General features: G+C 68.3%; 10 protein-coding genes. 9 read left to right on the top strand and 1 reads right to left on the bottom strand.

Going from position 1 to position 13,762, the window contains the following annotated elements:
• Positions 1–9 precede the first annotated feature (9 nt).
• The 9 genes from ACE3SG_RS12275 to ACE3SG_RS12235 all read left to right on the top strand — a co-directional run bounded on the left by ACE3SG_RS12275 (position 10) and on the right by ACE3SG_RS12235 (position 12,391).
• The gene (locus ACE3SG_RS12275) at positions 10–1,554 is read left to right on the top strand and encodes a sensor histidine kinase (RefSeq protein ID WP_374565316.1); all 1,545 of its coding nucleotides are present in this window, start codon (positions 10–12) and stop codon (positions 1,552–1,554) included.
• A gap of 286 nt (positions 1,555–1,840) precedes the next feature.
• Positions 1,841–3,019 carry a maltoporin gene (locus ACE3SG_RS12270; RefSeq protein WP_374565315.1) on the top strand — a complete coding sequence of 393 codons (1,179 nt, stop codon included), beginning with the start codon at positions 1,841–1,843 and terminating at the stop codon, positions 3,017–3,019.
• Between the two features lie 154 nt (positions 3,020–3,173).
• Complete coding sequence (locus ACE3SG_RS12265) at positions 3,174–4,415, top strand: ABC transporter substrate-binding protein (RefSeq protein WP_374565313.1); 1,242 nt, start codon at positions 3,174–3,176, stop codon at positions 4,413–4,415.
• A 163-nt stretch (positions 4,416–4,578) separates the two neighbouring features.
• On the top strand, positions 4,579–5,457 hold the full coding sequence (locus tag ACE3SG_RS12260; RefSeq protein WP_374565312.1) for a carbohydrate ABC transporter permease: 879 nt from the start codon (positions 4,579–4,581) through the stop codon (positions 5,455–5,457).
• A gap of 8 nt (positions 5,458–5,465) precedes the next feature.
• Complete coding sequence (locus ACE3SG_RS12255; protein WP_374565310.1) at positions 5,466–6,323, top strand: carbohydrate ABC transporter permease; 858 nt, start codon at positions 5,466–5,468, stop codon at positions 6,321–6,323.
• A 12-nt stretch (positions 6,324–6,335) separates the two neighbouring features.
• The gene (locus ACE3SG_RS12250; RefSeq protein ID WP_374565309.1) at positions 6,336–7,472 is read left to right on the top strand and encodes an ABC transporter substrate-binding protein; all 1,137 of its coding nucleotides are present in this window, start codon (positions 6,336–6,338) and stop codon (positions 7,470–7,472) included.
• 27 nt (positions 7,473–7,499) lie between these two features.
• Positions 7,500–8,573, top strand: a complete 1,074-nt coding sequence (locus ACE3SG_RS12245) for an ABC transporter ATP-binding protein (RefSeq protein ID WP_374565307.1) — start codon at positions 7,500–7,502, stop codon at positions 8,571–8,573.
• Between the two features lie 41 nt (positions 8,574–8,614).
• Positions 8,615–9,895, top strand: coding sequence for an AGE family epimerase/isomerase (locus tag ACE3SG_RS12240; RefSeq protein WP_374565305.1), 1,281 nt, complete (start codon positions 8,615–8,617; stop codon positions 9,893–9,895).
• Between the two features lie 69 nt (positions 9,896–9,964).
• Complete coding sequence (locus ACE3SG_RS12235) at positions 9,965–12,391, top strand: penicillin acylase family protein (RefSeq protein ID WP_374565303.1); 2,427 nt, start codon at positions 9,965–9,967, stop codon at positions 12,389–12,391.
• A 102-nt stretch (positions 12,392–12,493) separates the two neighbouring features.
• Here ACE3SG_RS12235 and ACE3SG_RS12230 read toward each other — a convergent pair whose 3' ends face one another.
• Positions 12,494–13,756: a sorbosone dehydrogenase family protein gene (locus ACE3SG_RS12230; RefSeq protein ID WP_374565302.1), complete on the bottom strand. Its 1,263-nt coding sequence runs from the start codon at positions 13,754–13,756 to the stop codon at positions 12,494–12,496.
• Positions 13,757–13,762: the final 6 nt, after the last annotated feature.

The following is a 13,762-nucleotide window of genomic DNA, read 5'->3' as shown; positions in this document are numbered from 1 at the left end:
GGACACGGCGTGCTCAGCTGGCTGACCCGGTGGCGCCATGCCGGCGCCCGCTCGCCCGGGCGCGGCGACGGCGCCCCCGCCCGTGCCGCGGGCGGCCAGTCGCTGCATCGCCAGCTGCTGATCTGGCTGCTGCTGCCGCAGCTGGTGCTGTGGATCGGCGGCGCCTTCGTCACCTACAACCTGGCTGCGCGTTATGCCAACGCCGCGGTGGACGCGACCTTGTCGCAGGCCACGCGCTCGCTGGCGCGCCAGGTCAAGCCGATCGGCAACGGGCTGTTCATCGACTTCCCGCGCGCCGCGCAGGACATTCTCGAAGCCGACCCGAACGACCGCGTGCTCTACACGGTCAGCTCGCCGCCGGGCGAGTTCATCCTCGGCAACCGCAACCTGCCGCCGCCGCGCGGCATCCCGGCCCAGCCGGCACTGGGTGAGCCCTACTTCTACAACGGCGAGATCGCGGCCACCAGCGGCGGCGGCAACGAGCGTGTGCGGGTGGCGGCGCTGTACCTCAGCTATGGCGACGAGTCCGAGCCGATGCAGACGATGCTGGTGCAGGTGGCCCGCAACAGTGCCAACCGCGAAGAGCTGGCGCGCCGCATCCTGGTCGACACGGTGTTGCCGCTGTCGGCGCTGATCGTGCTGATGACGATGATCGTCTGGGCCGGCATCCGCGCCGGGCTGGCGCCGCTGGCGCGCCTGCGCAGCCTGGTCGAGGGCAAGGCGCCGAACGACCTGACTGCGATCGAGCTGCACTCCGCGCCGAGCGAGGTGCGCGCCCTGGCCCAGGCCATCAACGACCTGCTCGGTGCGGTGCAGCACAACGTGGTCTCGCAAAAGCGCTTCATCAGCGACGCGGCCCACCAGCTGCGCACACCCTTGGCCGGCCTGAAGAGCCAGACCGAGCTGGCCTTGAAAGACGCGCAGGACCCGGCACTGCAGGCCCGGCTGCAACGCGTGCACGAAAGCGCCACGCGCAGTGCCCACCTGGTCAACCAGCTGCTGACACTGGCGCGGGCCGAGCCCGAGTCCGCCACGGTGCAGGCCCGCACCCGCGTCGACCTGGCCCGCCTGGCACGCGAGCTGACGGCCGAGCTGGTGCCGCGCGCCCGCCACGCCGGCATCGACCTGGGCTACGAGCCCGGCCACGACGGCAGTGCCGGCGACGAAGCCGCCGAGCCGGCGGTCGAGGTGCTGGGCATCCCGCTGCTGCTGCGCGAGGCGCTGGCCAACGTGCTGGACAACGCGCTGCGCTACGCCGGCCGCGGCAGCGAGGTCACGGTGCGCGTGGCGGCCGAGCACCAGCAGGCGCTGATCGAGGTCCGCGACACCGGCCCGGGCATCCCGGCGGCCCTGCACGCCGACGTGTTCGAGCGTTTCGTGCGCGGCACGCACGAGGGCAATGGCTGCGGCCTGGGCCTGGCCATCGTCAAGGAGATCGTCGAGCGGCACGCCGGCCACGTCGAGCTGGCCGACACGGCGCCGCACGGGCTGACCACCCGCATCCTGCTGCCGCTTGCCGAGCGGCCCCTGCGCAACCTGGCCCGCGGGGGCTGAGCGACGGCGGGCTGCCTAGCCCGTTGTTCAAGCGTTTTCGGCCCTCGGCGGCACCGTTGGCCGCCCCACGCACCGCATTTGGGCGCACACCGCCGCCTTGTCGCGCCCATGCAACATTGTGGTGAAGCCCTTGCACCAACTAAGGAAAGTACCTATCAATCAAACATTAATGTGTCTTTAATAATCTCGCCACTCGCAAGGTACATGAACGCAAGATGAACATCTGCCGCGGCTTGTGCCACCCCAACGCGAGTTCCAGGCAGATCGATCCCCAGGAGACACGTTGATGAAACACAAGCTTCCCTTCACCCCGGCCGCCCTGGTGCTGGCCCTTGGCTTCGGCGCCAGCAGCGCCCAGGCCCTGGACTACACCGGCTACTTCCGCGCCGGCCCGGGTTTGACCTCTGAAGATGCATCGCGCGCCTGCTACGGCCTGAACGGCGGCAGCAAGGGCATGAAGTACCGCCTCGGCAACGAGTGCGACTTCTATGGCGAGTTCCAGCTCGCCCAGGGCTTCTCGAAAGACGGCATCGACACCAAGGCGGTGTTGATGGTCAACCACTACACCGGCGCCACCGACAACAGCAGCGAAGGTCTGAAGATCGAGCAGATGTGGGCCGAGGCCAAGGGCTTCGACATCGCGCCGAACGCCACCTTCTGGATCGGCAAGGAGCGGGGTCGCCGCGGCGACGTGCACATCGTCGACACCTTCTTCGTCGAGATGATGGGCGTGGGCGCCGGCATGAAGGGCCTGCCCGCCGGCACCGGCAAGTTCGGCGTCGCGTTCTACAAGACCGACTCGGACGCCGTGCACCCCGGCAACCGCTTCAACGCCGAATGGGTCGACGTGGCGGCCAACGCCAACGGCAAGATCAACCTGTTCGCCTCGATCACCAAGGGTGACTTCGAAGACGGCAAGAGCGGCGGCGGCCTGACCCTGCGCCACGACCAGACCGACCTGTTCGGCATGACCGGCCTGAACAACGTGCTGTTCGTGCAAGCCTCGCAAGGCTCGGCCGCGCTGAACATGAACTTCGGCGACCTGACCGCGGGCTCCAAGGCCAAGGGCTGGCGCATCGTCGAAAGCGTGAACTGGCAGCGCGGCGTCCTCGGCGGCCAGGCCATGCTGCTGGGCGCGAGCGAGACCGACGGCGCCGGCGTGCGCACCACGTCGCTGTCGGCCGGCGGCCGCATGTCGTACGCCTTCACGAAGAACTTCAAGCTGGTCACCGAAGCGGGCTACTCGCAGTACAAGACCGAAGGCGCGCCCACCGCGAAGCTGGCCAAGCTGACGATCGCCCCGACGCTGGCCACCGGCCCCGACTTCTGGAGCCGCCCCGAGTTCCGCCTGTACGTGACCACCGCCAAGTGGAACGCGCCGGCCGGCAACGTGACGGGTCAAGCCGCCTTTGCTGACAAGACCAACGGCACCAGCTATGGTGCCCAAGTCGAATGGTGGTTCTGAAGTAGCGCCCCCACGGCCCCTCCGGGGGCCTGCCCCCCGAGGGGGCTCGCGCAGCGGACCGGCCAAGCCGGATCCGCGCACGCCACTTGAATAGCGGCGGCCCTGGCGGGCGCCGCGCTGAAGCGCAAAACTTGCTTCGTAAGGAGACTTTCGAATGATGAAGACCACGATCACTGCCCTGGCGCTGGCCGCCAGCGCTGCCGTCGCCAACGCTGGCGAAATCGAAGTGCTGCACTGGTGGACGTCGGGCGGTGAGGCCAAGGCGGCCACCGCGCTGAAGTTGTCGCTGCAGAAGAGCGGCCACCGTTGGCGCGATTTCGCGGTCGCCGGCGGCGGCGGCGATTCGGCGATGACGGTGCTGAAGTCGCGCGTGGTGTCGGGCAATGCCCCGTCGGCCGCGCAGATCAAGGGCCCGTCGATCCAGGAATGGGCGCGTGAAGGCGTGCTGGCCAACATCGACGATGTGGCCAAGGCCGAGAAGTGGAACGATCTGCTGCCGCCGGTCGTGTCCGACATCATGAAGTACAAGGGCAGCTACGTGGCCGTGCCGGTCAACGTGCACCGCATCAACTGGCTGTGGACCAACCCGGCGGTGTTCGCCAAGGCCGGCGCCAAGGTGCCAACCAACTGGGACGAGTTCTTCACCGCCGCTGAGGCTCTGAAGAAGGCCGGCGTGGTGCCGGTGGCACACGGTGGCCAGAACTGGCAAGACTTCACCACCTTCGAAGTGGTCGCGCTCGGCGTTGGCGGGGCTGACTTCTACAAGAAGGCCCTGGTGCAGCTGGACCAAGGCACGCTGAAGAGCCCGACGATGGAGAAGGTGCTGACGACGTTCAAGCGCGTCAAGGACTACACCGACAAGAACGCCCCGGGCCGCGATTGGAACCTGGCCACCGCGATGGTGATCAAGGGCGAAGCCGGCATGCAGATCATGGGTGACTGGGCCAAGGGCGAGTTCCTGGCCGCCGGCAAGGTGCCGGGCAAGGACTTCGGCTGCACGCCGGCTCCGGGCACCGCCAAGTCCTACAGCTTCAACATCGATTCGTTTGCGCTGTTCCAGCTGAAGGACGAAAGCAAGATCGCGGCGCAGAAGGAACTGGCCAAGCAGATCATGGCGCCTGAGTTCCAAGAGGTGTTCAACCTCAACAAGGGCTCGATCCCGGTGCGCCTGGGCATGTCGATGGACCGTTTCGACGAATGCGCCAAGGTTTCGGCCAAGGACTTCGTCGACACCGCCAAGGCCGGCACGCTGCTGCCCTCGATCGCCCACGGCATGGCGGTTCCGTCCGCCGCAGAAGGCGCGATCAAGGACGCGGTCAGCCAGTTCTGGAACACCGACAAGATGACGGCCCAGGAAGCGATGGAAAAGATCGCCTCCGCCGCCAAGACCAAGTGATCCGGGGTTTTCCGAGAGTCTGATCTCCGTCGATCCCCCCGCGCCAGCAGTTGGGGCGCGGGGCCGATCCTCAAGCCGCTGACACACACACCAGCGGACTTTTCCACCCCCGCGTCGCTTCTGGCGCGGGGGCTTTTTTCCCGAACCGGCCGTCATCGATCCCATGTCCGCCCCGTCCGCACTGCGAACGCCCTGGCTGCCCAAGTTGGTGGTCGCGCCCTCGTTCGCGCTGTCGTTCTTCTTCATCTATGGGTTGATCGCCTGGAACGGCTATCTGTCGTTGTCGGTCTCGCGGCTGCTGCCCAACTACGAGTTCGCCGGCCTCACGCAATACGTGACGCTGTGGGAGAGCGAACGCTGGTGGGTCGCGCTGAAGAACCTCGGCATCTTCGGTGGCCTGTTCATCGGCGGCGGCATGGCGCTGGGCCTGCTGCTGGCGATCCTGCTCGACCAGAAGATCCGCGCCGAAGGCGTGCTGCGCACCATCTACCTGTACCCGATGGCGCTGAGCTTCATCGTCACCGGTACCGCCTGGAAGTGGATCCTGAATCCCGGCCTCGGCATCGAGCACCTGATGCGCCAATGGGGCTTCGAGAACTTCGAATTCGGCTGGCTGGTCGACCCTGACAAAGCCATCTACTGCATCGTCATCGCAGGCATCTGGCAGAGCGCCGGCTTCGTGATGGCGCTGTTCCTGGCCGGCCTGCGCGGCATCGACGAATCGATCGTCAAGGCGGCCCAGGTCGACGGCGCGAGCCTGCCGCGCATCTACTGGCGCATCCTGATCCCGTCGCTGCGGCCGGTGTTCTTCTCGACGCTGATGGTGGTGAGCCACCTCGCGATCAAGAGCTTCGACCTGGTGATGGCGCTGACCGCCGGCGGCCCCGGCTACGCCACCGACCTGCCCGCCACCTTCATGTACACGATGGCTTTCAGCCGCGGCCAGATCGGCCTGGGCGCCGCCAGCGCCACGATCATGCTGGCGACCGTCGCCGCGATCGTCGTGCCCTACCTGTATTCCGAGCTGAGGACGAAGAAGTGAACGGCGCCATGACCCATCGTCTTACCTGGCACCGCCTTGCGCTGTTCGGCGCACTGGGCCTGTTCGCCGTCTTCTTCCTCACGCCGCTCTACGTGATGGTGGTGACCTCGCTGAAGAGCATGGACGAGATCCGCAACGGCACCCTGCTGTCGATGCCGATGAGCCCCAGCTTCGCCGCCTGGGCCAAGGCCTGGTCCGAGGCCTGCACCGGCACCGACTGCGGCGGCCTGAAGCCCTTCTTCATGAACTCGGTGATGATGGTCCTGCCGGCCGTCGCCACGTCCACGCTGATCGGCGCGCTGAACGGCTACGTGCTCAGCAAGTGGCGCTTTCGCGGCAGCGAGGTGATGTTCGCGATGATCCTGTTCGGCGTGTTCATGCCGATGCAGGTGGTGCTGCTGCCGATGAGCCAGGTGCTGGGCTGGCTGGGCCTGGCCAGCTCGGTGTGGGGGCTGATCCTGGTTCACGTGGTTGCCGGCATCCCGAGCACCACGCTGTTCTTCCGCAACTACTACGTCGGCCTGCCCGACGAGCTGGTCAAGGCGGCGATGCTGGACGGCGCCAACTTCTGGCAGATCTTCGTGCGCATCGTGCTGCCGCTGTCGACGCCGATCATGGTCGTCACGCTGATCTGGCAGTTCACCAACATCTGGAACGACTTTCTCTACGGCGTGGTGTTCTCAGGCGCCGATTCGAAGCCGATCACCGTGGGCCTGAACAACCTGGCCAACACCTCCAGCTCGGTCAAGGAATACAACGTCGACATGGCCGCCGCGATGATCGCCGCGCTGCCCACGCTGCTGGTCTATGTGCTGGCCGGCAAATACTTCGTGCGCGGCCTGACGGCCGGCGCCGTCAAGGGCTGAGCGGGCACCGCCATGGCCATCCACCGCCGCCACTTCAGCCTGGCCGCCGCCGCGGCACTGGCCACCGGCCCCGCCGCCGCGGCCCCCTCGCCCGCCGGCGACTGGACCGCGCTGCAGATCGTGCCCCTGTCCGGCGTGAACGGGGGCGTGGGCTGGCACTTGAGCGTCGGCGCGCAGGTCGCGTTCGCCCAGGCCAACGCCGGCGGCCCGCCGCACGGCCGGGCGCTGCGGCTGGTGACGCTGGACGAAGAACCCGGCCACATCGCCGACCAGGTGCGCGAGCGCCTGCGCAGCGACAACCCGGTCGCGCTGCTGGCCTGGCACGGCCGGCGCAGCGTGGGCGAGCTGTCGCGCGCCCGGCTGCTCGAAGAGACCGGCCTGCCGATGCTGGGCGTGATGTCGGGCAGCCTGACCGCCCCCGGCTTCGGCTCGCCGTGGCTGTTTGCCACTCGTGGCAGCGTGGCCGACGAGATCGACCAGGTCTTCCGCCACGCCGAGACCACGTTCGCCCGCCGCATCGCGCTGCTGACCGGCAACGACGAAGACGGCCAGGAGATCACCGCCATCGCCCGCATGCGCGCGCCGCTGCTGGGCGTGACGCTGGCCAGCGTGCAACAGCACCTGGCCGAAACCGCCGAGGTGGCCGACGCCGTGGCGGCGATCACCCGCGTGCCGCACGACGCCGTGGTGCTGGCCACCAACACCGCGGCGGTGGCCTATTTCTCCAAGCTTTACGCGGCGGCCGGCGGCCGCGGCCGGTTGATCGTGTTGTCGTCGGCCGAGGCCACGCACTTGTCGGCGGTGGTCGGCCCCGACACGGCGCGCGGCCTGCTCGTCTCGCAACTGGTGCCCCACCCGCGCGACCCCAAGCTGCGCCTGATGCGCGAGTTCGGCACCGCCTACAAGCGCTTCGGCCCCGCCGGCATCGCGCCCACGCTGGCGATGACCGAGTCCTACATCGCCGCGCGCGTGCTGATCGACGCGTTGCAGCGCGGCGGCGCCTCGGCCAACGGGCCGGCGGTGCAGCAAGCCCTGGCCGGTGCGCCCAAGGCATTCGAGCTGGCCGGCTTGCCGTTGAGCCTGAAACGGCAAGGCCCGCAGTACCACAACATGTCGGTCATCGGCCCCAACGGCCAGCTGCTTTTCTGAACTGATTTCACCTGGAGTCCTTCCCCCATGGGAGCCCTGTCCATCCGCAATGTGCGCAAGACCTTCGGCACCGTCGAGATCCTGAAAGGGATCGACATCGAGATCGAAGCTGGCGAGTTCCTGATCCTGGTCGGCGCCTCGGGCTGCGGCAAGTCGACGCTGCTCAACATGATTGCCGGGCTGGACGTGCCCACCAACGGCAGCATCCACATCGGCGATCGCGATGTGACCCACGCGCCCAGCCGCGACCGCGACATCGCGATGGTGTTCCAGAGCTACGCGCTGTACCCGAACATGAACGTGGCGCAGAACATCGCCTTCGGCCTCGAGATGCGCAAGGTGCCCAAGCCCGAACGCGACAAGGCCGTCGACCGCGTCGCCAAGATGCTGCAGATCGGCCACCTGCTCGACCGCAAGCCCGGGCAACTGTCCGGCGGCCAGCGCCAGCGCGTGGCGATGGGCCGTGCCCTGGCGCGCGACCCCAAGCTGTTTCTCTTCGACGAGCCGCTGTCGAACCTCGATGCCAAGCTGCGCGTCGAGATGCGCGCCGAGATCAAGCGCTTGCATCAACGCACCCAGACCACCACCGTCTACGTCACCCACGACCAGGTCGAGGCGATGACGCTGGGCGACCGCATCGCCGTGATGAAGGACGGCCGGGTCGAACAGTTCGGCACGCCCGACGACATCTATGGCCGCCCGGCCACCCGCTACGTGGCCGAATTCATCGGCTCGCCGGCGATGAACATCGTGACCACCCAGCGCAGCGGCGGCAGCGTCAGCGCGCACGGCCTGGCGTTGCCGTTGAGCGACGCCCAGAGCGCCGCGCTGAACAACAGCACCAGCAGCGAGCTGAGCTACGGCGTGCGGCCCGAAGACATCACGCTGGCCGCCCCCGGCACCGCGGCCGCCCTGCCCGGTACGCTGGCCATGGTCGAGCCGACCGGCCCTGAGACCTACGCGATGGTCGACACCCCGCTGGGCACCTGGACAGCGCGCGTGCCCGGCAAGGTCGCCCAACATGTGGGCGAAGCGGTCGCCTTGGCCTGGTTGCCGGGCACCGTGCACCTGTTCGGCGCAGATGACCGACGTGTTGCATAGGGCTACTGCAACTCGGGCACGTGCGGCGTAGCATGGACCACATGAAGCACCTCCCGGACTTCCGCAGCCCCGCGTTCCTGCGCGAGCACCTGCTGCAGACGATGGCGTTCTACGACGAACGGGCCCTCGACCCGTCCGGCGGCCTGTACCACTTTCTGCGCGACGACGGCACCGTCTACGACCGCCACACGCGCCACCTCGTCAGCAGCACGCGCTACGTCTTCACCTTCGCCAACGCGGCGCGCACGTTCCCCGAGCACCCGCGCGCCGCCCAGTGGCTGGACACCGCGCGCCACGCGCTGGCCTTCGTCGAAAACGTCCACAAAGACCCGGCCAGCGGCGGCTACACCTGGCTGCTGCACTGGGAAGGCGGCAAGAAGCAGGTCATCGACGCCACGCAGCACTGCTACGGCCTGGCCTTCGTGCTGCTGGCGCAGTCGCACGCGCTGCGCGCCGGCATCACCGAGGCCCGCGCCGGCATCGACGCGACGCTGTCGTTGATGGAAAAGCGCTTCTGGGAGCCCGACGCCGGCCTGTACGCCGACGAAGCCGCACCCGACTGGCAACTGCGCCCGTACCGCGGCCAGAACGCCAACATGCACGCCTGCGAGGCGATGCTGGCGGCCTATGAAGCCACCGGCGATGCCTTCTGCCTGCGCCGCGCCACCACGCTGGCCCAATCGGTCACCCACCGGCTCGCCGCGCAGGCCCACGGCCTGGTCTGGGAGCACTACCACGCCGACTGGACGCCCGACTGGAACTACAACCGCCACGACCGCAGCAACATCTTCCGCCCCTGGGGCTTCCAGACCGGCCACCTGACCGAATGGGCCAAGCTGCTGCTGACGCTGGAGCGGATGACCCCCAACGCGCCCGAAGACAGCTGGATGCTGCACCATGCGCGAGACCTGTTCGCCGCCGCGGTCAACAACGGCTGGGACCGCCACCACACCGGCCTCGTCTACGGCTTCGCCCCCGACGGTGACCCGGCGACCGACACCCACATGAAGGTCTGCGACGGCGACAAGTACCACTGGGTACAAGCCGAATCCATGGCCGCCGCTGCCGCGCTGGCCGAGCGCACCCACGACGGCGGCTACTGGGACTGGTACGACCGCATCTGGGCCTACGCCTGGGAATACTTCGTCGACCACCAACACGGCGCCTGGTTCCGCATCCTCACCCACGACAACCGCAAACTCACCGACCAGAAAAGCCCGGCCGGCAAGGTGGACTACCACAACATGGGGGCGTGCTACGAGGTGCTGGGGGCGATGGAGAGGTTGAACGGGGGCGTCGCCGTCGACCACAGCCCACGCTGACAAACCCGCGCGACACAGAGCCCGCGTGACCGGCAGAATTCGGCGGTTCCCACACCGCCCATCTGCCGCATGAAACGCCTGTCCAAGCTGCTCGCCTACGCCCTGCTGGGCTTGTTGGTCATCGCCGTTGCCGTGCTGGCGCTGATGTGGCACGCGCGGCTGCCGCAACGCTCCGGCACCATGTCGCTGACCGGCTTGAAGGCACCGGTGCAGGTGCGCTACGACGAATCCGGCGTGCCGCACATCCGGGCCGAGAGCGAAGGCGATTTGTACCGGGCGCTGGGTTATGTGCATGCGCAGGACCGCCTCTTCCAGATGGAGATCCTGCGGCGCCTGGCGCGGGGTGAACTGGCCGAGGTGCTGGGCCCGAAGCTGGTCGAGACGGATCGGCTCTTTCGCACGCTGACGATTCGCGAGTACGCCGACGCGTTTGCCGCCAAGATGGACCCGGCGGCTCCGGCCACGCAGGCGCTGCAGGCCTACCTCGATGGCGTCAACCAGTTCCAGGCCACGCACCCGGCACCGATCGAGTTCATGCTGCTGGGCATCCCGAAGCGGCCGTTCACCGTGGCCGACACCGCCAGCGTCGGCGGCTACCTGGCCTACAGCTTCGCGGCAGCCTTCCGCACCGAGCCGGCGCTGAGCCGCATCAAGCAGCAGCTCGGCCCCGACTACCTTGGCATCTTCGACCTGGGCTGGTACCCGGACGGTGTGACGCAAGGCCAGCCCGCCGCGCCCACGTCACCCGCCAGCAGCCCCGGCCCGACGCTGCAGGCCGGCGACTGGCGCGACCTGGAGAAGGTCGCCTCGATGAGCCAGAACGCGCTGGACATCGCCGGCGTGCCGCTGTTCGAGGGCAGCAATGCCTGGGTCATTTCGGGCGCCCGTTCGGCTGGTGGCAAGCCGATCCTCGCCGGTGACCCGCACATCGCGTTCTCGGTGCCGGCCGTCTGGTACGAGGCGCATTTGTCGGCCCCGGGCATCGAGCTGTATGGCCTGCACCAGGCGCTGAACCCGTTCGCACTGGTGGGCCATAACGCGCAGTTCGGCTGGAGCCTGACGATGTTCCAGAACGACGACATCGATCTGGTCGCCGAGAAGGTCAACCCGGACAACCCGAAACAGGTCTGGGCCAACGGCCAGTGGGCCGACCTGCAAGAGCGGCAGGAAACGATCAACGTGAAGGGCCAGCCACCGGTGACGCTGACGCTGCGCCGCTCGCCGCACGGCCCGATCATCAACGACGCGCTGGACAAGACCGCCGGCACCCAGCCGATCGCAATGTGGTGGGCGCTGCTGCAGACCGAGAACCCGATCCTCGAAGCCTTCTACCAGCTCGACCGTGCCGAAACGCTGGACAAGGCCCGCTCGGCCGTCAGCAAGATCCACTCGCCCGGGCTGAACGTGGTCTGGGCCAACGCCGCCGGCGACATCGCCTGGTGGGCCGCGGCCAAGCTGCCGCTGCGCCCTTATGGCGTGAACCCGAGTTTCCTGCTCGATGGCGGCAGCACCGAGGCCGACAAGACCGGCTTCCTGCCCTTCGAGCAGAACCCGCACGAAGAGAACCCTGCCCGCGGCTACATCGTCTCGGCCAACCACCAGCCATCCGGCGCGGCCCCCGTGCCCGGCTACTACAACCTGTGGGACCGTGCCCAGCGGCTGGACCAGCAACTGGCCGCCCGCGCCACCGGCTGGGACACCCCGGCGATGCAGGCGCTGCAACTGGACACGCAAACCGGCTACGGCCCGCGCGTGCTGGCCCCGCTGCTGGCCGACCTGCGCGCCGCCTCGCCCGACCCCGGCGAGAAGGCGCTGGTCGAGCAACTGGCCGCCTGGCACGGCGAGCACCCGGTCGACGCGGTGGCGCCGACGCTGTTCAACCAGTTCCTGTTCGACCTGGCGCACGAGGCGCTGGCCGACGAGCTGGGCGAAGACGCCTACACCGTGCTGCGCCGCACCCGCGCGCTCGACCATGCCCTGCCCCGCTTGGCCCTCAACGCCGACTCACCGTGGTGGGACCGGCGCAGCACGCCCGACAAGGAAACGCGCGCCCAGATCGTCGATGCCGCCTGGCACAAGACGCTGGCGCACCTGAAGGCCACGCTCGGCTCCGACACCGGCAGCTGGACCTGGGGCCGCGCGCACCGGCTGACGCACGAGCACCCGCTGGGCAAACAGCCCCCGTTGGACAAGGTGTTCAACATCGGCCCGTTCGCAGCTGCCGGCGGCCGCGAAACACCGAACAATCTGAGCGGGCCACTGGCCGAAGTGCCCATCCCCGTGACCTACGGCCCGTCGACCCGCCGGGTGATCGACTTCTCACGCCCCGCCGCCGCCCGCGGCATCTTGCCGACTGGCCAGAGCGGCGTCTGGGGCGACCCCCACTACAGCGACCAAGCCCAGGCGTATGCGAACGGCCAGACCCGCCCGCAGTACCTGGACTCGGCGGACGTGGCGAGCCATACGCGGGAGACACTGGTGCTCAATCCGAAATAGCCGGCTGCAGTCTCTTGCGGACGGCAGCGCCCGGGCGCCTTGTCCACCCAGCAGTCGGTGCATGACCAGGCCTCCCTGGGCCGCTCAGCGGCTACGCAGGGGTCACTGCGCCGCACACGGATTGGCCAGATCGGCCAGCACCTGCACCTGCCCAGGCACCGAGGCCGGCACCGGCGGCTTGGCCTGGCCTTGGGCGGACGGGCACACGGCCACGATCACGCCGTTGAAGCCGACCAGGTACAGGCGCCCTTTGCCGTCTTCGCCGAAGGAGGCCAGCGTGCCCAGGCCGGTGCCGCCGAGCAGGGCCGAGGTGTCTTCGCGCCGCTCGATCGGGGTGCCGTCGGCGTTGAAGGTCATCGAGAAGGCGCGGTCGCTGACGCAGTCGCCGAAGAAGTAGCGGCCGTTCGCGTCGGTGATCGACGGGCCGCGGTAGACGTAGCCGCCGGTCACACAGTTGCCCAGGCTGCCCTGGTTGCCCAGGTGCGGGTAGTCGAACACCGGGCCGGTCAGGCCGGGCTTGTCGCCGCCGACGTTGCCCGGCGTCTTGACCTTGCCCTCGCGCAGACGCCAGCCGTAGTTGTGGCCGCCGGGGTCGCCGGCGGGCTCGAAGTCGATCTCTTCGCGGGTGTCCTGGCCCACGTCGCCCAGCCAGAAGGCACCGGTCTTGCGGTCGAAGCTGGCGCGAAAGGTGTTGCGCAGGCCGAGCGCCCAGATTTCGTGCTTGACCGAGCTTGAATTGACGAACGGGTTGTCGGGCGGGATCTTGTAGCCGGTGCCGGTGCCGCTCACATCGATGCGCAGCATCTTGCCCAGCAGCACCTGGCCGTTCTGGGCGTTGTCGTGCGGGTCGTAGCTGTCGCCGCCGTCGCCCAGCGAGATGTAGAGGTTCTTCTTGTCGCCCGGCCTGAAGCCGACCCAGCCACCCTTGTGGTTGTCGAAGCTTTCCTGGGTGATCGAGATGATCTGCTGACGGGTCGCCGGGTCGGCCTTGTTGGCCGTCGGCGGTGACACGGTGTAGCGATCGATCGTGGTCGCACCCGTGGTCGAGCTGGTGTAGTCGACGTAGAAGCGGCCGTTGGTGGCGTAATCGGGGTCGAACGCCAGGCCCAGCAGGCCGCGCTCGCCGGCGGTGCCCACGCGGCTGGAGATGTCCAGGAACTTGGTCGTCGTGCCGTTCTTGATGACGCGGATCACGCCGCCCTTCTCGACCACGAACAGCCGCCCGTCGCCCTTGGGCGCCGTGAGGTAGAGCGACCCGTCAAAGCCGGTGGCCACGACCCGGCCGTCCAGCGCCAGGGCCGGCACCGCGCACCATGCCAGCGCGCAGGCCACCAGCCCAACGCGCAAATGCTGCAAGTTCTTCATGAATGC

It is taken from the genome of Ideonella sp. (assembly GCF_041914305.1).
Classification (GTDB): domain Bacteria; phylum Pseudomonadota; class Gammaproteobacteria; order Burkholderiales; family Burkholderiaceae_C; genus Ideonella.
This window is presented reverse-complemented; position numbering and strand designations above follow the sequence as displayed.